The sequence below is a fragment of the Streptomyces sp. B6B3 genome (genome assembly GCF_039871525.1).
Lineage (GTDB): Bacteria > Actinomycetota > Actinomycetes > Streptomycetales > Streptomycetaceae > Streptomyces.
Window position 1 is genome coordinate 113,063 of sequence record NZ_JBDPLU010000022.1, and the last position, 24,283, is coordinate 137,345.

At 73.3% G+C, this 24,283-nt stretch carries 20 protein-coding genes; 12 read left to right on the forward strand and 8 right to left on the reverse strand.

The features are described from left to right. Positions 1–27: 27 nt before the first annotated feature. A complete protein-coding gene (locus ABGB06_RS32655; RefSeq protein ID WP_347596705.1) occupies positions 28–834 on the reverse strand; it encodes an SGNH/GDSL hydrolase family protein in 807 nt (268 codons plus the stop codon). Positions 835–1,086: 252 nt separating this feature from the next. Here ABGB06_RS32655 and ABGB06_RS32660 point away from each other — a divergent pair, with 252 nt between their 5' ends. Then, positions 1,087–4,032, forward strand: a complete 2,946-nt coding sequence (locus ABGB06_RS32660) for a glycoside hydrolase family 2 TIM barrel-domain containing protein (RefSeq protein WP_347596708.1) — start codon at positions 1,087–1,089, stop codon at positions 4,030–4,032. 70 nt (positions 4,033–4,102) lie between these two features. Here the strand turns inward: ABGB06_RS32660 and ABGB06_RS32665 are convergent, their stop codons facing one another. From ABGB06_RS32665 to ABGB06_RS32675, 3 genes are all read right to left on the reverse strand, one after another. After that, positions 4,103–4,909, reverse strand: a complete 807-nt coding sequence (locus ABGB06_RS32665; RefSeq protein ID WP_347596711.1) for an SAM-dependent methyltransferase — start codon at positions 4,907–4,909, stop codon at positions 4,103–4,105. Positions 4,910–4,973: 64 nt separating this feature from the next. Continuing rightward, positions 4,974–5,210: a DUF397 domain-containing protein gene (locus tag ABGB06_RS32670; protein ID WP_347596714.1), complete on the reverse strand. Its 237-nt coding sequence runs from the start codon at positions 5,208–5,210 to the stop codon at positions 4,974–4,976. 3 nt (positions 5,211–5,213) lie between these two features. Then, positions 5,214–6,080 (reverse strand): helix-turn-helix transcriptional regulator, encoded by an 867-nt coding sequence (locus ABGB06_RS32675; RefSeq protein WP_347596717.1) that lies wholly within the window; start codon positions 6,078–6,080, stop codon positions 5,214–5,216. 137 nt (positions 6,081–6,217) lie between these two features. Here ABGB06_RS32675 and ABGB06_RS32680 point away from each other — a divergent pair, with 137 nt between their 5' ends. The 3 genes from ABGB06_RS32680 to ABGB06_RS32690 all read left to right on the forward strand — a co-directional run bounded on the left by ABGB06_RS32680 (position 6,218) and on the right by ABGB06_RS32690 (position 9,775). Further along, the gene (locus ABGB06_RS32680; protein ID WP_347596720.1) at positions 6,218–6,676 is read left to right on the forward strand and encodes an ATP-binding protein; all 459 of its coding nucleotides are present in this window, start codon (positions 6,218–6,220) and stop codon (positions 6,674–6,676) included. A 136-nt stretch (positions 6,677–6,812) separates the two neighbouring features. Continuing rightward, positions 6,813–9,128 (forward strand): glycoside hydrolase family 95 protein, encoded by a 2,316-nt coding sequence (locus ABGB06_RS32685; protein ID WP_347596723.1) that lies wholly within the window; start codon positions 6,813–6,815, stop codon positions 9,126–9,128. Positions 9,129–9,289: 161 nt separating this feature from the next. Further along, positions 9,290–9,775 (forward strand): GNAT family N-acetyltransferase, encoded by a 486-nt coding sequence (locus ABGB06_RS32690; protein ID WP_347596726.1) that lies wholly within the window; start codon positions 9,290–9,292, stop codon positions 9,773–9,775. Positions 9,776–9,839: 64 nt separating this feature from the next. Here the strand turns inward: ABGB06_RS32690 and ABGB06_RS32695 are convergent, their stop codons facing one another. After that, positions 9,840–11,108, reverse strand: coding sequence for an MFS transporter (locus tag ABGB06_RS32695; RefSeq protein WP_347596729.1), 1,269 nt, complete (start codon positions 11,106–11,108; stop codon positions 9,840–9,842). A 207-nt stretch (positions 11,109–11,315) separates the two neighbouring features. Here ABGB06_RS32695 and ABGB06_RS32700 point away from each other — a divergent pair, with 207 nt between their 5' ends. The 5 genes from ABGB06_RS32700 (at position 11,316) to ABGB06_RS32720 (ending at position 16,150) form a co-directional block, all read left to right on the forward strand. Then, the gene (locus ABGB06_RS32700) at positions 11,316–12,275 is read left to right on the forward strand and encodes a TerC family protein (RefSeq protein ID WP_347596731.1); all 960 of its coding nucleotides are present in this window, start codon (positions 11,316–11,318) and stop codon (positions 12,273–12,275) included. Positions 12,276–12,379: 104 nt separating this feature from the next. Further along, positions 12,380–12,682, forward strand: a complete 303-nt coding sequence (locus ABGB06_RS32705; protein ID WP_347596734.1) for a hypothetical protein — start codon at positions 12,380–12,382, stop codon at positions 12,680–12,682. A 1-nt stretch (position 12,683) separates the two neighbouring features. Then, positions 12,684–14,003: an ROK family transcriptional regulator gene (locus ABGB06_RS32710; RefSeq protein WP_347596737.1), complete on the forward strand. Its 1,320-nt coding sequence runs from the start codon at positions 12,684–12,686 to the stop codon at positions 14,001–14,003. A gap of 115 nt (positions 14,004–14,118) precedes the next feature. Further along, a complete protein-coding gene (locus tag ABGB06_RS32715; RefSeq protein ID WP_347596740.1) occupies positions 14,119–14,955 on the forward strand; it encodes an alpha/beta hydrolase in 837 nt (278 codons plus the stop codon). A 181-nt stretch (positions 14,956–15,136) separates the two neighbouring features. Next, positions 15,137–16,150: an EamA family transporter gene (locus ABGB06_RS32720; protein ID WP_347596743.1), complete on the forward strand. Its 1,014-nt coding sequence runs from the start codon at positions 15,137–15,139 to the stop codon at positions 16,148–16,150. Here the strand turns inward: ABGB06_RS32720 and ABGB06_RS32725 are convergent. Next, positions 16,092–17,522 (reverse strand): RICIN domain-containing protein, encoded by a 1,431-nt coding sequence (locus tag ABGB06_RS32725; RefSeq protein ID WP_347596746.1) that lies wholly within the window; start codon positions 17,520–17,522, stop codon positions 16,092–16,094. The genes ABGB06_RS32720 and ABGB06_RS32725 overlap by 59 nt on opposite strands. Continuing rightward, a complete protein-coding gene (locus ABGB06_RS32730) occupies positions 17,522–18,553 on the reverse strand; it encodes a glycoside hydrolase family 43 protein (protein WP_347596752.1) in 1,032 nt (343 codons plus the stop codon). Before ABGB06_RS32730 ends, ABGB06_RS32725 begins: the two co-directional genes overlap by 1 nt. Positions 18,554–18,900: 347 nt before the next feature. Here ABGB06_RS32730 and ABGB06_RS32735 point away from each other — a divergent pair, with 347 nt between their 5' ends. Both ABGB06_RS32735 and ABGB06_RS32740 read left to right on the forward strand, forming a co-directional pair. Continuing rightward, complete coding sequence (locus tag ABGB06_RS32735; protein ID WP_347596755.1) at positions 18,901–19,977, forward strand: LacI family DNA-binding transcriptional regulator; 1,077 nt, start codon at positions 18,901–18,903, stop codon at positions 19,975–19,977. Positions 19,978–20,440: 463 nt separating this feature from the next. Beyond that, on the forward strand, positions 20,441–21,472 hold the full coding sequence (locus tag ABGB06_RS32740) for a LacI family DNA-binding transcriptional regulator (protein ID WP_347596758.1): 1,032 nt from the start codon (positions 20,441–20,443) through the stop codon (positions 21,470–21,472). 70 nt (positions 21,473–21,542) lie between these two features. On the opposite strand, the gene xylA is transcribed toward ABGB06_RS32740, so the two are convergent. Further along, on the reverse strand, positions 21,543–22,715 hold the full coding sequence (gene xylA / locus ABGB06_RS32745; RefSeq protein ID WP_347596761.1) for a xylose isomerase: 1,173 nt from the start codon (positions 22,713–22,715) through the stop codon (positions 21,543–21,545). Positions 22,716–22,839: 124 nt separating this feature from the next. On the opposite strand from xylA, the gene xylB reads away from it, so the two are divergent. Further along, positions 22,840–24,273 (forward strand): xylulokinase, encoded by a 1,434-nt coding sequence (gene xylB / locus ABGB06_RS32750; protein WP_347596764.1) that lies wholly within the window; start codon positions 22,840–22,842, stop codon positions 24,271–24,273. Positions 24,274–24,283: the final 10 nt, after the last annotated feature.

Below are 24,283 nucleotides of genomic sequence, written 5' to 3' on the forward strand. Positions count from 1 at the left end.
TGAGATCAGGCTGAGATCAGGCAGAGATCAGGCGAGGCCCTCCAGCACGGGGTAGTACCCCCCGGACTGGCCGTCGGCGGTCGGGTGGTAGGAGTCGTTGATCGGCCAGGTGACGCTGTGCAGCCATTCGTCGGACGAGCAGATCTCATGTCCGGTGAACGTGGTCCGCACGTCGCCGTAGGCGAATCCGTGGTCGGCGGCGCGCTTGCTGGTCACGTCGCTGAGGTTGTCCGCGGCGCTGTTGATCGCGGCCCTGGACGTCTCGCTGAGACCCACCCAGCAGCTGCCGTCGAGCTCGTACATCCGCGGGTAACCCAGCACCACCACCTGGGCGCTGGGCGCCCGGTCGCGGATGGCCGAGTAGACCGCGTCCAGCTGTGCCGGCAGGGTGTTCGAGATGTACGCGTTCGCCTCGGCGATCCGCGCCACACAGGCGCTCTCGCCCTCGAGCACGCAGGTCGTCATGGCGTCGGCGAAGCCGGCGTCGTTCCCGCCGATGCTGATGCTGACCAGCGCGGTGCTCGAGTTCAGCGGGCCGAGCTGGTTGTTCAGCACATCGGTGGTCCTCGCGCCCGAACAGGCCGTGAAGTCGAACGAGGAGGGGGCGTTGGCGTTGGCCCACAGCACCGGGTAGGCGACGTTGCTGCGGCGGCAGTCACCGCTCGCGTCGTCGTAGCTGCCGGCCCCGACGCCGGATGAGTAGGAGTCGCCGAGGGCGACGTACGCGCCCGCGGCCGTGGGGGAGTCCTGGGCCAGGGCCGACGGGCCCAGGACACTGACACCGAAAGCGGTGACCGCGGTGACGGCCGCCGCCACGATGCGGCGCAACTTCATCGAGTCTCCTCAAGTTTCCGTGGGGGTAGGAGCATTGAGAACTGGTAGCAGCGTTCTACCCGCGTCACGTCATGTCCACGCCAGGCGCGTTAACGCCGCTTAAACAGCAACGACCGGAGAGGCCGAAGGTGACGACCGTGCGCCCCCGGGAGGTTGTCCAACGAAGCCCGGCCGCTTAGCGTGAACCAACAGCAGACAACAGATACGAACAGCGCCGCGCGGCATCGAACGTCGCGGCGCCGGAGGAGACCCATGCACACCCGGCCCGAGGACGCCCCTCCCGCCTCCCCGTTGCCCTACTACGAGGACCCCTCCCCCGGCACCGGCAGCCTCCCCGGCCGCGCCTGGTACGCCGGCTCGGACGCCGCGCGGCTGTCGCTCGACGGCACCTGGTCCTTCCGCCTGTCGGCCACCGCCGAGGGTGCGGACACCGACTTCGTCGGTGACGAGGCCGACACCGCCGCCTGGACGCAGGTGACCGTGCCCGGCCACTGGGTGCTCCAGGGCCACGGCGCTCCGGCGTACACCAACGTGCTGTACCCCTTTCCCGTGGACCCGCCGCGGGTGCCCACCGAGAATCCCACCGGGGACCACCGTCGGGTCTTCGACCTGCCGGACGCGTGGCCGGACGGCGGGGCGAGCGTGCTGCGGTTCGAGGGCGTGGAGTCCTGCGCCCGGGTCTGGCTGAACGGAGAGGAGTTGGGGACCTTCACCGGGAGCCGGCTGCCGCACGAGTTCGCCGTGGGCCACCTGCTGCGCCCGCGCGGCAACGTGTTGGCCGTGCGGGTGCACCAGTGGTCGGCCGCCAGCTACCTGGAGGACCAGGACATGTGGTGGCTGCCGGGCATCTTCCGCGAGGTGGCCCTGCTGCACCGGCCCGCCGGCGCACCCGCCGACCTCTTCGTGCACGCCGGCTACGACCACACCACGGGCCTGGGCACGCTGCGGGTGGACTGCGACGTCCCGGGACGAGTCACGTGCCCGGAGCTCGGACTGGACCTCGCCACCGGCGAGGAGGCGTCCGTACCGGTCGAACCGTGGAGCGCGGAGACGCCGCACCGCTACGCGGCCGAGCTCACCACCGACGGCGAGCGGATCCCCCTCCAGCTCGGCTTCCGGACGGTCGGCGTGGTGGACGGGGTGTTCCAGGCCAACGGGCGGCGGATCCTCTTCCGGGGCGTGAACCGGCACGAGTTCCACCCCGAGACCGGCCGGGCCGTGGACCTGGAGACGATGCGCCGCGACGTCCTGCTGATGAAACGGCACAACATCAACGCCGTGCGCACCAGCCACTACCCACCCCACCCCGCCTTCCTGGACCTGTGCGACGAACTGGGCCTGTGGGTCATCGACGAATGCGACCTGGAGACCCACGGCTTCTGCAACTTCCCCGGCTGGCGCGGCAACCCCGTCGCCGACGACCGTTTCACCCCCGCGCTGCTGGACCGCGCCCAACGCATGGTCGAACGCGACAAGAACCACCCCTCGGTGGTGATCTGGTCGCTGGGCAACGAGTGCGGCTCCGGCGCCGGCCTGTCCGCCATGGCCGCCTGGATCCGCGAACGCGACCCGTCCCGCGCCGTGCACTACGAGAACGACTACTCGTATCCCGACAGCGACTTCTACTCCCGGATGTACGCCCCGCACGCCGAGGTCGAGGCCATCGGCCGCCGCGAGGAACCGCCGCTGGAGGACCCCGAACTGGACGCGCACCGCCGCTCCCTGCCCTTCATCCTGTGCGAGTACGCCCACGCGATGGGCAACGGCCCCGGCGGCCTGGCCGACTACCAGCGGCTCTTCGAGACCTACGAACGCTGCCAGGGCGGCTTCGTCTGGGAGTGGATCGACCACGGCCTGCCCAAGCAGACCCCGGACGGCCGCACCTACTTCGGCTACGGCGGCGACTTCGGCGAGGAACTCCACGACGGCAACTTCGTCTGCGACGGCCTCCTCTTCCCCGACCGCACCCCCTCCCCCGGCCTGATCGAGTACAAGAAGGTCATCGAACCCGTCCGCATCACCGACGACGCGACGAGCGGCACCGTCACCGTCACCAACCTCCACGACGTCGCCGACCTGAGCCATCTGGCGTTCGAATGGGCCTACGAGGTCGAGGGCGAACCGGTGTCCGGCGGCTCGCTGGCCGTTCCGCCGCTCGGCCCGGGCGAGGCCGCGGACGTGAAGCTGCCCGCCGCGCCCACCGCGGGCGACGACGCGGGCGAGGCGGTGTGGACGATACGGGCGGTGCTCGCCGCGGACGCGCCCTGGGCGCCGCGCGGCCACGTGGTCGCCTGGTCGCAGCTGCCGGCCGTGCCCCGGCGCCGGCCGGCCGCGCCCGCCCCCGCGGCGGCTCCGCGGCGGGAGGCGGACACCCTGCGGCTGGGTCCCGGGGTCTTCGACGCCGCCAGCGGCGAGCTGCGCGAGGTGGGCGGGGTGCCGCTGCGTCAGGGGCCGCGGCTCGACGTCTGGCGGGCCCCGACCGACAACGACCTGGGCGCCTCCTGGCAGGAGGACGCGCGGTTCGGCCTCGCCTGGCGGAAGCTGGGGCTGCACCGGATGCGCCACCGGATCGACGCGGTGCGGGCGGACGACGCGGCGCTGATCGTGCGCACCCGGGTCGCCCCGGCCGCCACCGACCTCGGGCTGCGCGCCGACTACCGGTGGACGGCCGGTGATGACGAGCTGCTGCTCACCGTCACGGTCACGCCCGAGGGCGACTGGCCCTGCCCGCTCCCCCGGCTCGGGCTGCTGCTCGGCCTGGACGGCGGCCTGGACCGCGCCACCTGGTACGGCGGCGGCCCGGGCGAGGCGTACCCCGACACCCGGGAGGCCGCGTTTCTGGGCCGGCACGCGCTGTCGGTGGACGCGATGCAGACGCCGTACGTCCGCCCGCAGGAGAACGGCGCCCGGGCGGACGTGCGGTGGGCCGAACTGCGCGACGCCACGGGCGCGGGGCTGCGGATGGCCGCGCACTCGGCGCCGTTCTGGTTCACCGCCCGGCGCTGGACCAGCGAGCAGCTGGACGCCGCCGAGCACACCACGGACCTGGTGCCCGGCGACGCCGTCTGGGTCAACCTGGACCACGCCCAGCACGGCATCGGCAGCCAGTCCTGCGGCCCGGGCCCGCTCCCCCAGTACCACCTGACCGTGGGCCCGGTCGAGTTCGCCGTCTCCTTCGGCGCGGTGGCGGGCCGCTGAGCGGCGCCCCCGAGGCCGGGGTCGTGCGGTCTCCGTTTCCGACCCCGGCCCGGTCGGTCTCCACACGGGGTCAGCCTCTGACCCCGACCCCGGCGTAGAGACCGACCCGGCGCAGTTCCTCCGGCGGCTCGCCGGGCGTCTCGGGCTCCCAGCGGGAGGCCTGGACCACGCCCGGGTCGAGGAGGTCGAAGCCGTCGAAGAAGGCCACCACCTCGTCGTGCCCGCGCGGGTGGAACGCCGCGGTGGCACGCCGGTAGATCTCCATCCCCCTGCGGAGCACCTCGGGCTCGTGGAAGTCCCCGGTTCCGTGGCTGATCACCAGGCAGCTGCCGGGCGGGAGCGGCCGCACCAGGTCCGCGACGACGCCGGCCGGGTCGTCCGCGTCGTCGAGGAAGTGCAGGACGGCCACGAGCAGCAGCGCCACCGGCTCGCGGAAGTCGATCAGCCGGTCGACGACGGGGTGCTCGAGGATCGCCCGCGGCTCGCGGATGTCCGCGAGCACGAAGCCGGTGTCGCCCGCCCTGGTGAGCGTGGCGCCCGCGTAGGCGCCGACGATCGGGTCGTTGTCGACGTACGCCACCCGCACGTCGGGGGCGATGGCGCGGGCCACCTCGTGGGTGTTGGGCGAGGTGGGGATGCCGGTGCCGATGTCGATGATCTGCCGGACGCCGCGCCGGACCACGCGCCGGGTGGCGCGGCGCAGGAAGTCCCGGTTCTCGCGGATGCTGGCCAGGGCGTCGGGTAGCTGGGCGAGCCGCTCGGCCGCCTCGCGGTCCACCTCGTAGTTGTCCTCGCCGCCCAGCAGATAGTCGTAGATACGGGCCGGATGCGGCCGGGTGGTGTCGATCCGGTCCTGGGGGAAGCCCTCGTCGGTCACGCCTCGCTCCGCCTCTCGTCCTCGTCCCGTCCGCGTCCCCTCCGCGTCGCCGTCGCGCCGGGCCTCACACCAGCAGGAAGTCGGCCTCGCCCGACTTCGCCGCCCTGATGAACCCCTCGATCTCGTGGGGCGAGTAGATGAGCGCGGGTCCGTCCGGGTCGTTGGACTGGCGCAGCGCGACCCGTCCGTCCCCCAGCCGCATGGCCTCGACACAGCTGCCGCCGTTGCCCCCGCTCCACGGCTTGCGCCAGCCCTTCGAGCCGAGCTGCGTGGCGGGCATGCCGTTGTAAATGCGATCCATGGTTCAGATCTCCTTGCGAATACCACTGAGGAGGGCCTCAGTGCGGTGCACGGGCGCGGCCTGCGCGCACATCCGGTCCAACGCCTCCCGGAAGGTGGAGACGTCGTCCCGCTGGTCGAAGTAGGCGGCCCCGATCAGGTTCTCCGCGCACGCCACGTCGGAGAGCTCGGGGAGCGGGAACCTGAAGAGGTGGAACGGTCCGTACATCGCCGGGTGGGGACCGGCGGAGAAGGGCAGGATCTGGAGCCTGACCTGCGGGGAGGCGGCGGCGTCGATGAGCCGCGAGATCTGGTCGCGCATGACGTCGGACCGGCCGATCGGGCGGCGCAGCACGGTCTCGTCCATGACGACCCACAGGAGCGGCGGTTGGTCGCGGGTCAGCAGCTCCTGGCGGGCGAGCCGGAGGGCGACGAGGCGCTCGATCTCCTCGGCGGGCGCGTGCGGCAGGCCGGACCGCAGCACCGTGGCGGCGTAGTCCTCGGTCTGCAGCAGTCCCGGCACGTAGTGGGGCTCGTAGGCGCGGATCTGGTCGGCCTCGGCCTCCAGGCTGACGAAGGCGGAGAACCATTCGGGCAGCACGTCCCGGTACCGGTGCCACCAGCCGGGGCGGTTGGCCTCCCTGACCAGGCCGAGGAAGGCGTCGACCTCCTTCTGGTCGATGACGCCGTAGATCCGCAGAAGCTTCTCGACGTACGGCACCTTGAGGCCGACCTGGGCCTTCTCCATCCTGCGGATGGTGGCGTGCGTGACGTCCAGCTCCCGGGCCGCCTCCTCGAACGACAGCGCGGCCCCCTCGCGGAGTACCTGCAGGCGTCTGCCCAGCACCACCCGCAGGGCGGTCGCCGCCCCGCTCACCTGACTGCCTGTCACCGCACGCGCCCTTCAACCGCCGCCATGCGACAGAAGTGTGCCACGCTGTCAAGCACATCAACACTCTGGTACTGACGATTCTGTAATTTGCAGTTTGCCTCTTGCCGGATGCGACAGACAATGTCCACAGTAGGCAGGTGGCATCCTCTCCGCACGCGCAGTCCCTGGCGCGACACGACGACGACTCGCTGTTGGCGGGCGAGCGTCTCAGTTTCCGCCTGCCGGCCGTCGACGCCTCGGCGGCCGAGGCGCGAAGACGGGTCCGGCAGCAGCTCGCGCACTGGCGGGTGAACCAGGAGACCAGCGACAACGCTCAGCTGGTCGTCTCCGAGTTGGTCACCAACGCCTTGCGGCATACCGCCAGCACGTCGGTCGGCTGCGAACTGCGCGTCTCGGGTGCGTTGTTGCGGGTCTCGGTCGCCAGTGACGGGGCCGGGCCGAGCCGGATACCCCTGCGCGCCACCGAGACGGACGAGGGTGGTCGCGGGCTCTTCCTGGTCTGCGCGCTGGCGGAGGGATGGGGGGTTCGACCCCGGGAGACCGGGGAGGGGCACGTGGTCTGGGCGGACCTGCCGATCGGGCGCTCGCAACGCTGACCGGCTCGTATCGCGGACTCGCCCGGTGGTGTCGCGGCGGCGGATGGCACCATGGGCGCCGGGCCGAATGGCGTCCGAGGGACCGGACGCGCCATCGTTCGACCGTCGCACTCCTGACCGAAGGACCCGAGCCGCCATGACCCTGCCCCCACACCTCCTCTGGTACCCGCGACCGGCCACCGAGTGGCTCGAGGCCCTGCCGGTGGGCAACGGCCGCCTCGGCGCGATGGTGTTCGGCGGCGTCGAGGAGGAGCGGCTCCAGCTGAACGAGGACACGGTCTACGCGGGCGGGCCGTGGAACTTCGACAACCCGCGAGCGCGTAAGGCGCTTCCGGAGGTCCGCCGGCTGGTGTTCGCCGGCGAGTGGGCCGAGGCCGCCCGCCGGGTGGACGCCGACCTCATGGGCGTCCCGGTGACGTTGCCGCCCTACCAGACGGTCGGCAACCTGCGGCTGACGTTCCCGGGACCGGGATCCGGGTCGGCCGCCGAGGTCACCGAGTACCGCCGCGAACTCGACCTCGCGGAGGCCGTGCACGCGGTGAGCTTCGTGACGGCCGGGGTGCGGCACCGGCGCGAGGTCTTCGCGAGCGCCGAGGACCAGGTGATCGTGATGCGGCTGACCGCCGACGCGCCGGGCGCGATCTCGTTCACCGCCGCCTTCGACGGCCCGCTCACCGTCGGAACCGGCTCGCCCGACGCCACCACGATCGCGGTGGACGGGGCCGGCCAGGACGCCGGCGAGGTGCCCGGCGCGATCCGCTTCCGCGCCCTGGCCCGGGCGACCGCCGAGGGCGGCACCGTGTCCTCGGCGGACGGCCGGCTCGAGGTGCGGTCCGCCGACGCGGTCACCCTGCTCGTCTCGGCCGGCACCAACCACGTGAGCTGGCAGGACGTGAGCGCCGATCCGGACGGCCGGGCCGCCAGGGACCTGGCCGGCGCCGCCCGGCGCGGCCACCGGGAGCTGCGGCGCCGGCACCGGGAGGACTACCAGGCGCTCTTCGGCCGCGCCGACCTGGAGCTCCCGGGCACCGCGGCGTCCGCGCTGCCCACCGACCAGCGGGTGCGGGACTTCGCCCGCGGCGAGGATCCGCAACTGGCCGCGCTCTACTTCCAGTACGGCCGGTACCTGCTGATCTCCTGCTCGCGCCCCGGCACCCAGCCGGCCAACCTGCAGGGCCTGTGGAACGACCTCACCGACCCGCCGTGGGGCTGCAAGTTCACCATCAACATCAACACCGAGATGAACTACTGGCCGGCCGCCCCCGCCAACCTCATGGAGTGCTGGGAGCCGCTGTTCGCGCTGCTCCGCGACCTGCGGGTCTCGGGAGCCCGCACCGCGCGGGACTGCTACGGCGCCCGGGGCTGGGTCGCCCACCACAACACCGACCTGTGGCGCGCCACCGCGCCGGTGGACGGCGCGTTCTGGGGCATGTGGCCCACCGGCGGCGCCTGGCTGGCCCTCGCGGTGTGGGAGCACTACCGCTTCACCGGCGACGTGGCGGTGCTGCGCGAGCACTATCCGGTGCTGGCCGACGCCGCGCGGTTCTTCCTGGACACCCTGGTCGAGGACCCCGACACCGGCTTCCTGGTGACCTGCCCCTCGATCTCGCCGGAGAACGGCCACCACCCGGACGAGGGCGGCTCGCTGTGCGCCGGCCCCACCATGGACGGCCAGATCCTGCGCGACCTCTTCGACGCCGCCGTCGGGGCCGGCGAACTGCTGGACGTCGACCCGGAGTTGCGCGCCGCGGCGACGGCGGCCAGCGACCGGCTGCCGCCGATGCGGATCGGCGCCCAGGGACAACTCCAGGAGTGGCAGCAGGACTGGGACGCGATCGCGCCCGAGCAGCACCACCGGCACGTCTCGCACCTCTACGGCCTGCACCCGAGCAACCAGATCACCCGGGCCACCCCGGAGCTGATGGCCGCCGCCCGGACCACGCTGGAGCAGCGCGGCGACGCCGGGACGGGCTGGTCGCTCGGCTGGAAGATCAACTTCTGGGCGCGGCTGGCCGACGGCGATCGTTCGTACAAGCTGCTGACCGACCAGCTGACCCCGGAGCGCACCGCGCCGAACCTCTTCGACCTGCACCCGCCGTTCCAGATCGACGGCAACTTCGGCGCGACGGCGGGCGTCACCGAGTGGCTGCTGCAGAGCCACGCCGGTGAGCTGGCGTTGCTGCCGGCGCTTCCTGGTGCCCTGCCCGCGGGGCGGGCGCACGGGCTGCTCGGCCGCGGTGGCTTCGAGGTGGGCCTGGAGTGGTCGGCGGGCGCCCTGGTGTCGGCCCGGATCGCCTCCCGACTGGGCCGGGAGGCGCGGGTGCGCGCCGGCGCGGAGCTGACCGTGGTCGAGGAGGGTGGCGACCGTCCCGAGGTCGCCCGACCCGAGCCCGGCGTCGTGGTGTTCCCGACCCGTTCCGGCGCCACGTACCTGCTGACGCCGCGGGGTTGACCCGCGGGCGGGTGACGGCTCGGGCCGCCCCGGCTATCGTCGAGCCATGCCAGGTTGACGCTGAGACACCCCGAGGAGCCGCGCCACCGCGTGGCCCCGGGCCCCTCCCCCGTGCCGTTCGCGCGCGCCCATCAGCCGAACGGAACGGAAGGAGCGACACGATGACGGACACGACGACGGACGACACGGTGGCGATCAGACGGATCGCCGAGGACGAGGGTGACACGGTCGGCGGTCTGTGGGACCGCATGTGCCGGGAGATCGAGGACGGTGGCCCGCTCACCGCGCACGGCCTGCGCCGGCTGTCCCGGATGCTCGCGGTGTCCGCGTGGCACCGCGACGCGTTCTGCCTCGTGGCGGTGCGCGATGCGGCGATCGTCGGATTCGTGAACGGCCGGGTCAGCACCGAGGAGGGTCTGCTGCCCGGGCTGTGCGGGGAGATCGACTCGCTCTACGTGGTGCCCGAGGAGCGCCGTCGCGGCATCAGCCGGGCGCTGGCGGAGGCCGCGGTCGCCTACCTGCGGGAGCAGGGCGCCGACCCGATCAGGTACCTCTCCTGCGCGGACGCGACGGAGGACCACCGGTTCTGGGAGAGCCTCGGCTTCGAGGCCGACCAGGTGTGCCTGACCCGCTACCGGCACGGATGAGAACGGCCGTCCCCGGGCTCCGGCCCGGGGACGGCCCCGTCGCGGGCGTCAGGACGGCTGGTGCTCAGGACGGCTGGTGCGGAGCCGGCGGTCTCGACAGGCCGGCGGTCCGGGCGCGCGGGTCGGGGCCGCTGGCCATGACGCGCAACTGCCGGACGCTCAGCAGTCCGACGAGCACGGCGCCGGCGCCGCAACCGAGGCTGAAGGCGTAGCCCCAGCGCGCGCCATGGGCCTCGATGACCAGGCCGGCGACGGCGACGCCGAGCGCCTTGCCGAGTCCCACCGCGGTGGCCAACCAGGTCATGCCCTCGGTGAGCGACTCGGGCGGCACGCCCTCCCGCACCAGGCTGTAGCCGGCGATGATGCCGGGCGCGATGAGCAGGCCGGAGAACAGCGAGAACGCCCACAGCGCGTACACCGACGGCATGGCCCACAGCGGCGCCACGCCGACGACCATCGCGACCAGCGCGAGGAGGAAGCGGCGGTCCAGGGATATGACCCAGCGGTGCGCGCCGTACCACAGCCCGCCGACGGCGCTGCCGACCGCGTAGGTGGCGAGGATCGCGCCGACCATCCAGGTGTCGCCGTGCTCGTCGACGAACGAGATGGTGCTGAGCTCGTGGCCCGCGAACATCGCCGCGATGCACACGTACATGACGCACATCAGCCGCAGGCCCCGCACGGAGATGGCCCGGGTGCCGGTGGTCCGGCGCGGCAACACCGGTGGCTCGGTGCGGCGTTGGGCCGCGAGCAGCAGCCCGCCGACGGCGCCGAAGGTGGCCACGGTGGCGACCCCGTAGGCCGGGTGCAGGAGCACGACCACCGAGACCAGCAGCGGGCCGACCACGAAGATCATCTCGTCGGCGACGGACTCGAAGGAGTACGTGGTGCGCAGCGGCGGGCCGCCGTCCTGACCCGCGAGATGGCTCCAACGGGCGCGCACCAGCGCGGAGATCGGCGGGACGGTGGCCCCGAAGGCGGCGCCCGCGACGTACAGCAGCCAGTCCGGAGTCTCCGACAGGGCGGCCGTCAGGAACAGCGCGCCGGCCGCCCCGAACGCCCAGGCCAGCGGGCGCAGCACCCGCCGCTGGCCGTGGCGGTCCACCAGGTAGCCGAGTTGCGGGACGAGCAGCGCGTAGAACACCGCGCCGACGGCCGCCACGGCGCCGGCGACGGCGTAGCTGCCGGTCACGTGGTCGACGAGCAGCACCGTGGCGAGGCTGAGCGTCGCCATCGGCATCCGCCCGACCAGGCTGGCGGCGACGAACCCACGGCTCCCCGGCACGCGGAAGATCTGGAGGTAGCCACGGAGCCCGGCGTCCGGTTGTTCCATGCCTGTGATCATGCCCGTTGGGCAGCCCGGTGACATCAGTCCGGTCGCGGCAGTGACGGACAGCACTGCCGCCCGACCCGCCCCGCCTCTCCGTCCGCTTTACTTTCCGATTACTCTTTACCATCTGATTACCATCGGGCTGTGGTGCCCGGCGACGCTGGCGTCGCCGGGCACCCCGAACCGACAAGCCCCGTCACCGGAGGAACCGTGGACGTCTCGTTCGCCCTGTGGGTGCTCACCGTCGTGGTGCTGTGCGCGCTCATCGCCATCGACTTCTTCTTCGGGCGCAAGCCCCACGAGGTGTCACTCAAGGAGGCTGGGACCTGGACGGTCATCTGGATCGTGCTGGCCTGCCTGTTCGGGGTCGGGCTGCTGGTGTTCAGCGGCGGCCAGCCGGCGAGCGAGTTCTTCGCCGGCTATGTGACGGAGAAGTCGCTCAGCGTCGACAACCTCTTCGTCTTCGTGCTGATCATGACGAAGTTCGCGGTACCGGTGGAGTTCCAGGCGCGGGTGCTGCTGGTGGGCGTGCTGATCGCGCTGGTGCTCCGGGCGATCTTCATCGCGCTGGGCGCCGCGCTCATCGCGAACTTCTCCTGGGTCTTCTACATCTTCGGCGCCTTCCTGATCTGGACCGCCTGGAAGCTGATCGTGGAGGCGCGGTCCCAGCAGGAGGACGACGAGTGGGAGGAGAACCGCTTCCTGAAGTCGGTCGAGCGGCGCTTCCCCGCGACCGACGGCTACCGCGGCACCAAGCTCGTCGTCCGGGAGGGCGGCCGGCGGCTGATCACCCCGATGCTGATCGTCATGCTGGCGATCGGCACCACCGACATCCTCTTCGCGCTCGACTCGATCCCGGCGATCTTCGGCCTCACCGAGGACGCGTACATCGTGTTCACCGCCAACGCCTTCGCGCTGATGGGCCTGCGCCAGCTGTACTTCCTCATCGGCGGGCTGCTGAAGAAGCTGGTCCACCTCTCCTACGGGCTGTCGGTGATCCTCGGCTTCATCGGCGTCAAGCTGGTGCTGCACGCGCTGCACGAGTCGGGCGTGCACGTTCCGGAGATCAGCATCGCGGTCTCGCTCGCCGTCATCTGCGGCGTGCTGGCCGTGACAACGGTGACCAGCCTCTACGCCTCGCGCCGGGCCAGGGAGGCCGCCGAGCGGTGACGGTACGGCCACGGAGGGAACCGACGAGCCTCCCGGGACGTTCACCTGAATGGTGGATGTCCCGGGAAGACGGGAGCGTCCCGACGGTGAACGGGAGGCGGGCGATGGCGGCTGAGCCGACTGGCCCTGTCGAGCCGCACGGCGACGACGACCGGCCTGACGCGTGGGACGACGTGGTGCTCGACGAGAGCTTCGTGCGGGGCGCGGAGGTGCGGGAGCCGACCGCGCGCACCCGGATGCTCCGTGAACGGTGGAAGAACGAGGGCCCGGAGCCACAGCCCTGGCGCTCCGACAGCCCGCCCGCCGGCTGGGTGCACGCCGACGGCCCGCGGCGGCGCAAGCGGTCGGGAAAGCCGCGGCGCCGGCGCTGGTTCCGCAGGAAGGGCTCGGACGGCAGCGAGGAATGAGGTGAAGCGCACCTCGCGCGGGATCCGCACGGCCAACCGGTACCGGGTGCTGCGGCAGGTCATCGCCGACCAGCCGGTGTCCCGCCCCCGGCTGGCCGTGGCCACCGGGCTGAGCACCGCGACGGTGGCCACGCTGGTGGGCGAGCTCGTCGCGCTCGGCCTGCTGGTGGAGGCCGGATACGAGGACTCCGGCGGCGGCCGGCCGCGCGGCCTGCTGGCCGTCAACCCGTCGGACGCGGCGCTCGTCGGCGTGGACGTCTCCGAGACCTACGTGCACGCGGAGGTCTTCGACCTCGCCTGGACGGTCCTGTCCCGGGCCGAGCGGCAGCTGTGCCTCGGCGACGCCGCCCCCGACCGGGTCGTGAACGCCATCGCCGCGACCGTCGGCGCGGCGGTCGGCCACCGGGCGGCCACCGGACGGCAGGTGCTCGGGGTGGGCGTCGGCATCCCCGGCGTACTGGACCGGAGGACCGGCGTGTCCCTCTACGCGCCGGCCTGGGGCTGGCAGGACGTGCCGCTGCTGCGGCTGCTCGCCGAGCGCCTGCCGCACCGGCTGTTCCTGGACAACCCGCTGCACGCCTGCCTGGCCGCCGAGTTGTGGTCGGGCGCCGCCCGGGGCCGGGAGGACGCGGTCGTCGTGTATCTCGGCACCGGCGTCGGGGCGGGGTTCGCGCTCGGCGGCGAGCCGCACCGCGGCCGGTCCAACAGCGCCGGCGAATGGGGGCACACGACGCTGGTCATGGACGGTCGGCTGTGCCACTGCGGGCGGCACGGCTGCGTCGAGACCTACGTGGGCGCCCCCGGCATCGTGCAGAACCTCCGCGAGCTCAACCCGCTCAGCCCGCTGCTGCACCCCGACGACCCGGCGGCGACGATCGCCTCGCTGGCCGCCGCGTGCGAGGCCGGCGATCCGGTCGCCGAGAAGGCGGTGCGCGACACCGCCGCCTATCTGGGCGCGGCCGTGGCCGACCTGGTGAACCTGCTGGACCCGGAGCTCGTGGTGCTCAGCGGCTGGGTGGCCAGGCGGCTCGGCGCGCCGCTGCTGCGCCAGGTGCGTCAGGCCGTGGACCGGCACGCGCTGCGCCGCCCGGGCGACGGCACCCAGATCGTGCTGAGCCCGGTGCGCGCCAATCCGGTCAGCCTGGGCGCGGCCAGTTCCGCGCTGGAGGGCGTGCTCGCCCCGGGCGGGCAGGGCGGCACCTCCCACGCCGCCACGGCGGGCGGGAGCCTGCGGCCCGGCCCGTTCCCGCCGGGGCCGGCCTCCCGCACCCTCGGGCCGGCACGCCACGGAACGACCCGCGAGGCCGGATCCCGAGGCTGAGCCCGTCGAGCGCCGGCTATGCTGCGCGGGGCAGAAAGCGCTTGCCCCCTTCGTCGCCCGCTCCGCCGTCGAGGCGGCGGTGCGTTCGGTCCCCGCCGATCCGAGGAGTGCCACCATGCCGCCGGCAGAGCCCGACCCGACCTTCCGGCCGCACGCGGTGGACACCGGGACGCCGACCGACGCACCCGCCGGGCCCACGCTGCTGCTGGTGCACGGCTGGGGCAGCGACGGGGAGGACTGGGCGGACCACCTTCCCGGGCTGGCGCCGTGGCACCGGGTGCTGGTCCCCGACCTGCCCGGGCACGGCCGGACCCCCGACCGCCCCGAGCGCTGCGCGCCGCGGGTACTGGCCGCCGACCTGGCCGGCTGGCTGCGCGGGCTGAACGCCGGTCCGGTCGTCGCGGTGGGGCACTCGCTCGGCGGCCAGGTGGTCGCCGCGCTCGCGGTGGAGCATCCGGACGTCGTCCGGTCGGTGGTGGCCCTGGCCACCGCCTACGGCGGGGACGCCGCCGAGGCGGAGCGGCTGCCCGCCGAGCAGCGGGCGTTGCGCCGCGAGGGAGCCGCCTGGGCGGTGGGTTTCGTGCGACGCGCCTTCGCGCCCGGCACCCCGGAGCGGGTGCGGCGCCGGCACGAGCGGCTGATGGCCGCCATGGACCCGGAGGTGCTGATCAGGTACCGGGACGGGATGTACCTGGCGCCCGGCGCGTTCGGGCTGCGGCCGGCCGCCGACGCGTACCTGCGCGACCGCCGCTGTCCCGCGCTGGGGGTGCACACCTCCCCCGCCGCGGCCGGGTGGGAGCGCGGCCTGTCCCGGCATCCGCTGTCCCGGGTCGAGCTGTGGCCGGACTGCGGCCACTACCTGCACGAGGAGCGGCCCGCCGAGGTGGTGACGCTGCTGCGGGCGTGGTGCGCCGAGACGGCCGGTGACGACGGCCGTGACGCGCCGCGCTAGGCTGCCGTTCATGCGAACGTCCTACTGGCACGCCGTCACACCGCCGCCCGCCCGCTGAGGGCGCGCGGCTCGCGTTTCTCCTCTTCCGTTCCGGCCCGAGGCTCTCCGAGCCCGCCGGTGCGTTGGCGCGCCCTTCCCGCGGATCCCCTTCGGACCTCGACGGACCAGGACGCGTTCGCTCATGCCTTCTTCCTCCTCCGGCTCCTCTTCTTCCACCTCTGTCTCCGCCTCTGTCTCCGCCTCTGTTTCTCCCGGACCCACCGCCCTCGCGCCGCTGCTGGTGCTGGCCGCCGCCGCGTTGTGGGGCACCACCGGCACCGTGGCCAGCCTCGCGCCCCCCGGCTCCTCCCCGCTGGCCATCGGCGCCGCCACCATGGGCCTCGGTGGCCTGCTCACCCTGGCGCTCGCCGGGCGTTCGGCGCTCGTCGTGCTCCGCGCCGGCCCCCGGACGCTGCGCCTCGCGCTGTTCGGCGCGCTCAACGTCGCCGTCTACCCCCTCGCGTTCTACACCTCGATGGCGTGGGCCGGGGTGGCGGTCGGCACGGTGGTCACGTTGGGGAGCGCCCCGGTGTTCGCCGCGCTGCTGGAACGGCTGGTCGACGGCACAGCGTTGACCCGACGCTGGGCGACGGCCACCGCCGCGGCCACCGCCGGTACGGCCGCGCTCGCGGTCGCCGGACCGGGCGGCGGCACCGCCGACCGGGTGCCCGACGGCGTGCTCCTCGGCCTGCTGGCCGGCGCCTCCTACGCGGCCTACGCCTACTGCGGCGCCCGGATCATGCGCCGCGGGCACTCCTCACGCGCGACGATGGGCGCGCTGTTCGGCATGGCGGCGGGTGTGCTGCTGCCGGTGTTCGCGGCCACCGGCGGCGGTCTGGTCGCCGAGCCGCGCGGGGTGGTCGTGGCCGGCTATCTGGCGCTGGTCCCGATGTGCCTCGGGTACCTGCTGTTCGGCGCGGGACTCGCGCGGACGTCGGTGAGCACCGCGACCACGCTGACCCTGCTGGAGCCCGTGGTGGCCGCGGTGCTGGGCGTTGCGGTGGTGGGCGAGCGGCTCGGCGGCTGGGGGTGGGCGGGCACCGGTCTGGTCGCCCTCGGCCTGGTGCTGCTCACCGCCGGCCGCCGGGCCGCGCCGGTCACGTCTGTGCCGTCCGGAACTGCTGCCAGGATGCGCCGGAGCACGCGTACTGGATGAGCCGCGCCCCGTCGGCGGTGGACTCGTCCGAGACGTCGAGGCACTTCCCGCTGTGCCGGGCGGCGAGTTGGACGTATCCGCCGCCGGCGTCGGTGACCCGCCACTGCTGCGCCTGGCCGCCGTCGCACGGCTGTTGCAGTACGGCGGCGCCGTCGCCGGTGGCACCGCCGGACACGGTCAGGCACATCGAGCTGTGCCGGGTCAGCAGCTGCACGTAGCCGCCGCCGGCGTCGCGCGGCCAGAACGCCTGGTTGCCGCCGCCGTTGCACGGGTACTGCGCCACCTCCGCGCCGGCCGTCTGGGACCGGCTCACCACGTCCACGCATTTGCCGGAGTGGCGCGCGGTGAGCGTCTGGTACGGGCCACCGCTCGCCGCGACGGTTCCCGCGGCGGTGTCGATGGTCAGCTCGGGGGCCCAGCTCATGCTCATCGTGCGGCTGCTGGGGAACGTCAGCGGGAGCCAGACGTAGCGGGAGTCGTTGACCCGTCCGCCGAACGAACCGCCCCAGCGGTCGCCGAGGTAGAGGTAGCTGGTGCCCTGGGTGCCCTGGATCGGGAGCACCCAGGCCGTCTGCGATCCGTACGTGGTGGAGTCGCCGATGTTCGTCATCGCGCTCCAGCCGGTGGCGAGGTTGGTGCTGGTGGCGTACTGCTGTTGGTTGGGGTCCCAGCCGGTGGCGCCTGAGGTGAGCATGAAGTAGACGCCGTTGCGTTTGAACAGGGCGGGGGCCTCGCGGTGACCGCTGGGCCAGGGGTTGGCGACCAGGGCCTCGACGTCGGTGTAGTCGTCGGTGAGGCGGTAGATGTGCAGGTCGTAGTTCTCCCGGGCGGCGGAGACCATGTAGCCGGTGCCGTCGTCGTCGACGAAGACGGTGATGTCCCGGGACATGTGGCCCAGCGGGCGGAAGCTGCCCTGCCAGGCGTAGTCGCCGTCGACGGTGTCGGAGACGGCCACGGCGGCGCGGGCCTCGCTGTAGTCGGAGCCGTTCTCCTTGTGCGCCCACATCACGAACTGCCCGGTGGCCTCGTTGTACATGACCTTCGGCCGTTCGATGTTCGCGGTGGCCAGTTCCGGGTCGGTGGCCTCGGTCAGGACGTGGTTGCGGAACTCCCACGTCCTCAGGTCGGTGGAGCGGTAGGCGGAGACGTAGCGGAAGGTGTTGTCGTCGTTGCGGTTCTCCCCGAACCAGTAGTAGTACTCACCGACCCTGATCACCCCACCGCCATGCGCGTGCACCGGGTTCCCGTTCGGATCGGTGAACTGCGTGCCGTTGAGCAGCGTCACCGGCGCGGCGTGGGCGGCCGAGCCGGTGAGGAAGGGAGCGAGCAGGCCACAGCAGAGGACCGCGGCCAGCAGCCAGAAGCGTCGCATCACGCGTCCTCTCCGGTGGTCGCGCCGTCCGGCACCGGGACGCCGAGGTCCGGGGTGCCGTCGTCGTGCCAGCCCAGGGTCTGGATCCTGGTGTGGCGGTTGGGGTCGTTCAGCGGGTCGCCGGAGATGTCCCGGTACTGCCGGGCGTGGTAGACGAGCACGTCCTCGGTGCCGTCCTCGGAGACCGTGAAGCAGTTGTGCCCCGGGCCGTACTGGCGGTTCTGCTCGCTGGTGGCGAAGACCGGCCGCGGGCTCTTGGACCAGGAGTCGGGGTTCAGCAGGTCGCTCTCGTCGGCGGCGGTGAGCAGGCCGACGCAGTAGTTGGCGTCGGTGGCGCTCGCCGAGTAGGTCAGGAAGACGCGGCCGTTGCGCTGGAGGGCGTACGGGCCCTCGTTGACCCGGTAGCCGATGGTCTCCCAGTCGTACTCGGGCACCGACAGTTCGACCGCGGTGCCGGTGATGGACGACGGACTGTCCATGGCGGCGAGCCAGATGCTGCTGTTGTTGTCGTGTTCCGGGTTCGACTGCGCCCAGCACAGGTAGCGGGTTCCGGAGTGCTCGAAGGTGGTGGCGTCGAGCGAGAAGCTGTCCCAGCCGGTGTCGATCCGGCCGAGTTCGGTCCACTGTCCGGTGAACGGGTCGGACGAGGCGTTGCGCAGCACGTAGATCCGGATGGCCCAGACGTCGTCCGCCCGGCCGGCGGCGAAGTAGACGTGCCAGGCCCCGTCGACGTGGTGCAACTCGGGCGCCCAGATGTGGGCGCCCATCTCGCCGCTGCTGTGCCTGCGCCAGATGACGCTCTCGGACGCCGTGCCGAGTCCCTGGAGCGTGTCGGCGCGGCGCAGCACGATCCGGTCGTACTCGGGGGCGGTGCCGGTGAAGTAGTAACGACCGTCGGTGTGCCGGGTGATGTGGGGATCGGCCCGCTGCTGGATCAGCGGGTTGACGTAGGTCGCCGTGGGGCGTGGGGGGCGGGCCGAGGCGGCGCCGACGGCGGTCAGCCCGGCACCGCTCGCCCCCGCTACGGCCATGGCGCCCCTGATCACTCCCCGGCGGCTCGGGTGGCGAAGTGGCATGTCCGCAACATTAAGGCCCGGGCCGCGCGATGCCCCACCCTCCGGCGGCCCTGACAACTTTCGAAAGCGGCGAGGGGCGGGGATCCGGCCACCGGCGCCGGCCGGCCCGGTCGGCGGCGGTTCTCGGGCCATGATCTAGCAACCGGTTGCCGAGCCCGGCCGGCTCGGCCGGAACGAAGGCGGGCGGATCGCCGCGGCGCTAAGCGGTCATGTCAGAGGAGCAGTCGCGGCTCTCCCCTCCCCCGCCCGGCAACCCGCTGCTAGGGTCCGGATAGCAACCGGTTGTTGAACGGAGTGACTGGGTGAGCAGGAAGAGCCCCGGGGCGGCGGCCCGGCACACCATCCGCGACGTGGCGGCCCGGGCGAGGGTCTCGGCCTCCACGGTCTCCCGGGTGCTCGGCGGCAGCTATCCGGTGAGCACCGCCACCCGGGCGCGGGTGATGCGGGCGGTCCGGGACCTGGACTACGTGGCGGACGCCCGGGCTCGCGCCATCGCCGGCGCCGAGACCGGCACCGTGGCGTTCGTGCTGGACGACATCACCGGTCCGTCGTTCGCGCACATGGCGCAGGGCGTGGAGCGGGAGGCGGCCCGGCTGGGGCATCTGAGCCTGGTGTGCACCACGGACGGCGACCCGGAGCGGGAGCGGGTGCTGGTGGAGCTGATGCGGGCGCAGCGGGCGGCGGCGGTCATCCTGGTGGGCGGCGTGGCGGACAGCCCGGAGTACCGGGAGCGGATGTCCCGCATCGCCCGGTCGTTGGCCTCGGCCGGCTCCCGGCTGGTGCTGTGTGGCCGCGCGCCGTTCCAGGAGGGCGGGCCGGCGGTCGTCATCGAGTACGACAACGAGGGTGGCGCGCACGCGATCACCAGTCACCTGCTGTCCCTGGGGCATCGCCGGATCCTGTTCCTCGGCGGATCCCCGGCGAACACCACGGCCGCCGGGCGGGAGCGCGGCTTCCGCTCGGCGTTGGCCGCGTACGGCCTGGCGCCGGAGCGAGGGCAGGTGATGCCGGGCGACTTCACCCGCGAGTCGGGACACCGCAGGATCCAGGAGGCGTTGGCCGCCGGCCGGTCGTTCACGGCGGTCTTCGCGACCAGCGACATGGTGGCCTCCGGGGCGCTCACCGCGCTGCGCGAGGCGGGGGTGGCGGTGCCCGACGAGGTTTCGCTGGTCGGCTACGACGACATCCCGTTTGCCCGTGACCTGTTTCCGCCGCTGACCACCGTGCACGTTCCGTACGAGGAGTTGGGGCGCACCGCCGTGCGGGCGGCGTTGGGCCGGGGCTCCGGGACGGCGGAAGCGCGGACCACGCTGGGCACGCACGTGGTGGTGCGGGCGTCGGTGCGGCAGCTCGGCCCCGGGGACTCCTCGGATCGGTGAACAGCGCCCGGGCGCCGGAGGGTGCGGAAATGCTTTCCCGGTCGACGGAATTCCGGACGGTACTCGGGCACGGGCGACCGGCCGGATCCGGCCGACGTGCGGGAAACGCCGACGGGCGGTTTTCCGGGCAGTTCCGGCGTCCGGCCGCGACGGGATTCCGCACTTGTTTCCCGGCTGGTCACGGCGGCGCGGCTCGGGCGCCAGCATGCCGCGAACGGCCGGGGCACGCGGGGCCGCATGGCGTCGAACACCGTCGAATTCGCCCAACCGGAGCGGGGGATTCTTCCGCCTTTCCGCCGCCTTTCGAAATATTTTCCACGTCGGCCGGGATCGCCTCCCGACTCTTCACACACAGGCGACGTGCCCTTAACGTAGGAAGCGCTTGCTATCAGGTCAGTGTTTCGACCTGGCGTCTCCAGCGCATTCGAAAGTTTCGGGTCGTGGCGGACGAAAGGGGTTTGGCATGGTCCGTCCCGCAGGGGCAGGAGGGCCGACCCTGGCCGTCATCGCCCGGGAGGCCGGGGTGTCGGTGCCCACCGCCTCGAAGGTGGCCAACGGCCGTGAGGACGTCGCCCCCGAGACCCGCCGCCGGGTGACCGAGGTGCTCGACCGCCTGGGTTACGTGCGCCGCCCGCGGTTCGCGGTGAACCGCCCGCCCGCGCTGATCGACCTGGTGGTGCACCGGCTGGACAGCACGTGGTCGGGCGCGGTGCTGCACGGCGTGGAGGAGGCGGCGCACGAGGCGGGGCTCGGCGTGGTGGTGTCCGCGGCGCTCACCCGGGCCCGCGGCGGGCGCGCCGAACGAGGCTGGCTGGACAAGCTCTGCGCGCGCGGCTCCGGTGGGGTGCTGTTCAACCTCGCCGAGCTGCACCCCACCCAGTACGCCTGGCTGGACCAGCACCAGATCCCGTACGTGATGATCGACCCGGTGCTCGACCCGCCCCCCGGCGTGCCGTCGGTCGGCGCGACCAACTGGCAGGGCGGGGTATCCGCGGCCGAGCACCTGATCGGCCTGGGCCACCGGCGGATCGCGGTGATCGGCGGATACCGGCGCAAGCTGTGCAGCACGGCCCGGGTGGCGGGATACCGCTCGGCGATGTCCGCGGCCGGGCTGCCGGTGCCCCCGGAGTACGTGCGGTACGGCGGCTTCACGGAGCAGGGCGCCGCCCGCCAGGCTGCGGAGCTACTGGCGCTGCCCGAGCCGCCGACCGCGGTGTTCGCCTGTTCGGACCCGATGGCGCTCGGGGTGTACGAGGCCGTGCGCGAGCGCGGCCTGCGGATCCCCGAGGACGTCAGCGTCGTCGGCTTCGACGACCTGCCGCAGGCCCGGTGGGCGAGCCCGACGCTGACCACCGTGCGGCAGCCGCTGTCGGAGATGGCCGCCGCGGCGCTACGGCTGCTGCTGCGGCGGATGGACGGCGACCGTCCCGAGGGTGCCCGCACGGAGTTGTCCACCCGGTTGGTGCCGCGGCAGAGCGCGGCACCTCCCGGGTAGTCCCGGACGGTCGTCGGGCCGGGGTGTTCGACCTGACGACCGCCGGGACCGTGAGGAGTGCCGGGACCGCTCAGCCGCGCGCGCCGAGCAGGTGGTCCATGGCCAGCTGGTCGAGGGCCTCGAAGGCCATGCCGCGCTGCGCCGCCGCCTCCGGGTCGAAGTCCTCGAACGCGCTCCGGTCGGCGAGCAGCGTCGCCGCGGTCTCGCCCTCGTCCAGGGTGGGCCGCGCCAGCTCGTCGAGGCGGGCGGCGCGCAGCGCCTCGGCGACCTCCGGGTCGGCCCGGAAGGCGGCCGCCCGCTCCTTCAGGATCAGGTAGTTGCGCATGCAGCCGGCGGCCGAGGCCCAGACGCCGTCGAAGTCCTCGGTACGCGGCGGCTTGAAGTCGAAGACCTTCGGCCCGTCGTAACCCGCCGACTCCAGCAGGTCGACCAGCCAGAACGCGGCCCGCAGGTCGCCCGCCCCGAAGCGGAGGTCCTGGTCGTACTTGATCCCGTTCTGCCCGTTGAGGTCGATGTGGTAGAGCTTCCCGGCCCACAGCGCCTGGGCGATGCCGTGCGGGAAGTTGAGCCCGGCCATCTGCTCGTGGCCGACCTCGGGGTTGACGCCGAACAGCTCGGGTCGCTCCAGCCGCTCGATGAACGCCAGCGCGTGGCCGACGGTGGGCAGCAGGATGTCGCCGCGCGGCTCGTTCGGCTTGGGCTCCAGCGCGAACCGCAGGTCGTAGCCCTGGCTGGTGACGTACTCGCCCAGCAGGTCGAAGGCCTCCTTGAAACGGTCGAGGGCCACCCTGACGTCCTTGGCCCCGCCGGACTCCGCGCCCTCCCGGCCGCCCCAGGCCACGTAGGTGCGGGCGCCCAGCTCGACCGCCAGGTCGATGTTGCGCATCGTCTTGCGCAGCGCGTACCGCCGCACGTCCCGGTCGTTGGCGGTGAAGGCGCCGTCCTTGAAGACCGGGTGGGTGAAGAGGTTGGTGGTGGCCGCCGCCACGACCATGCCGGCCGAGTCCAGCGCCTGGCGGAAGCGCTTGACGTGTGCCTCGCGCTCCGCCTCCGGGGTGTCGAACGGGATCAGGTCGTCGTCGTGGAAGCTGACGCCGTAGGCGCCGAGCTCGCCGAGCCGGGTGACGGTCTCCACGGGGTCGAGCGCCGGGCGGGTGGCGTCACCGAACGGGTCGCGGCCCTGCCAGCCGACCGTCCAGAGGCCGAAGCTCAACTTGTCCGCGGGCGTGGGCTGGTATGACATGGCTGCTCCTCGGCTCCCAGTATTTCGTCATGGCCGTTAACAAATTAGTATGCAGACGCTCCCGGTGGAAGGCCCCGGCACCCGCCTGTCGGGCCCGTCACCCTCGTCAGAGAGGACGTCACTCATGGCCGCTCCGGATGGACCCCTCGTCGTCGGCGTGGACAGCTCCACGCAGTCCACCAAGGTCCTGGTGGTGGACAGCGCCACCGGCTCGGTGGTGGCCCGCGGCCAGGCGCCGCACGTGGTCACCGCCGAGCACGACAGCGATCCCGAGCAGTGGTGGCAGGCGCTCGGCCAGGCCCTGGAGGAGTGCGGCGCCCCGGTGCGGCAGGCCGCGGCCGTGGCGGTCGCCGGCCAGCAGCACGGCCTGGTCACGCTGGACGCCGACGGGCGTCCGGTGCGCAACGCGCTGCTGTGGAACGACACCCGCTCCGCGCCGCAACGCGACCGGCTGCTCGACGAGCTGGGCGGGCCCGCCGCGTGGGCCGAGCGGATCGGCAGCGTGCCCGCGCCCTCGTTCACCGTGACCAAATGGGCGTGGCTGCGCGAGAACGAGCCGGAGGCCGCGGCGGCCACCCGGGCGGTCCGGCTGCCGCACGACTTCCTCACCGGGCGCCTCACCGGCCAGGACGTCACCGGCGGCACCACGGACCGGGGCGACGCCTCGGGCAGCGGCTGGTGGTCGACCGCGAGCCAGCACTACGACGCGGAGATCCTGGAGCACGTCGGCCTGGAGGCGGGGTTGCTGCCCCGCGTGGTCGGCGCCGGCGAGCCGGCCGGCACGGTGCGCTCGGGACTGCCGCTGCCGGAGGGCATCCTGGTCGCCGGCGGCACCGGGGACAACATGGCGGGCGCCCTGGGCCTCGGCCTGGTGCCGGGCCGCCCGGTGCTGAGCCTGGGCACCTCCGGCACGGTCTACGCGGTCTCCGAGCGCCGCCCGGCCGACCCCAGCGGGATCGTGGCGGGCTTCGCCGACGCCGGCCGCGGCTGGCTGCCGCTGGCCTGCACGCTCAACTGCACGCTGGCGGTCGACCGGATCGCCGCGCTGCTCGGCCGGGAGCGGGAGGACGTGGAGCCCGGCGGCGACGCGGTGCTGCTGCCCTTCCTGGACGGCGAACGCACCCCCGACCTGCCGTACGCGACCGGTCTGGTGCACGGCCTGACCCACCGGACCACCGGCGGCCACCTGCTGCAGGCGGCCTACGACGGCGCCGTCTTCGCGCTGCTGCGAGCCCTGGACCTGGTGCTGGGCGAGGACGCGGCGACGGACGAGCCGATCCTGCTCATCGGCGGCGGGGCGCGGGGCACGGCGTGGCGGGAGACCGTGCGCCGGCTGTCCGGGCGGCCGGTCCAGGTGCCGCAGGCCGAGGAACTGGTGGCGCTCGGCGCCGCGGCGCAGGCCGCGGGGCTGCTGCTGGGCCGCGACCCGGCGCAGGTGGCGCGCGACTGGGACACCGCCGCCGGCCCCGCCCTCCCCGCGGTGGCGCGGGACGACGCCGCGCTGGAGCGACTGGCGCGGACCCTGACCGACGCCGACGCGCTGCTGCGGCACCACTGAGCGGGCGGAC

Coding starts and splice junctions, on each gene's coding strand:
- ABGB06_RS32740 (WP_347596758.1), top strand. CDS start 20,441: ATGGTCCGTCCCGCAGGGGCAGGAGGGCCGACCCTGGCCGTCATCGCC.
- ABGB06_RS32695 (WP_347596729.1), bottom strand. CDS start 11,108: ATGGAACAACCGGACGCCGGGCTCCGTGGCTACCTCCAGATCTTCCGC.
- ABGB06_RS32670 (WP_347596714.1), bottom strand. CDS start 5,210: ATGGATCGCATTTACAACGGCATGCCCGCCACGCAGCTCGGCTCGAAG.
- ABGB06_RS32690 (WP_347596726.1), top strand. CDS start 9,290: ATGACGGACACGACGACGGACGACACGGTGGCGATCAGACGGATCGCC.
- xylB (WP_347596764.1), top strand. CDS start 22,840: ATGGCCGCTCCGGATGGACCCCTCGTCGTCGGCGTGGACAGCTCCACG.
- ABGB06_RS32730 (WP_347596752.1), bottom strand. CDS start 18,553: ATGGCCGTAGCGGGGGCGAGCGGTGCCGGGCTGACCGCCGTCGGCGCC.
- ABGB06_RS32715 (WP_347596740.1), top strand. CDS start 14,119: ATGCCGCCGGCAGAGCCCGACCCGACCTTCCGGCCGCACGCGGTGGAC.
- ABGB06_RS32720 (WP_347596743.1), top strand. CDS start 15,137: ATGCCTTCTTCCTCCTCCGGCTCCTCTTCTTCCACCTCTGTCTCCGCC.
- ABGB06_RS32655 (WP_347596705.1), bottom strand. CDS start 834: ATGAAGTTGCGCCGCATCGTGGCGGCGGCCGTCACCGCGGTCACCGCT.
- ABGB06_RS32725 (WP_347596746.1), bottom strand. CDS start 17,522: ATGCGACGCTTCTGGCTGCTGGCCGCGGTCCTCTGCTGTGGCCTGCTC.
- xylA (WP_347596761.1), bottom strand. CDS start 22,715: ATGTCATACCAGCCCACGCCCGCGGACAAGTTGAGCTTCGGCCTCTGG.
- ABGB06_RS32705 (WP_347596734.1), top strand. CDS start 12,380: ATGGCGGCTGAGCCGACTGGCCCTGTCGAGCCGCACGGCGACGACGAC.
- ABGB06_RS32660 (WP_347596708.1), top strand. CDS start 1,087: ATGCACACCCGGCCCGAGGACGCCCCTCCCGCCTCCCCGTTGCCCTAC.
- ABGB06_RS32685 (WP_347596723.1), top strand. CDS start 6,813: ATGACCCTGCCCCCACACCTCCTCTGGTACCCGCGACCGGCCACCGAG.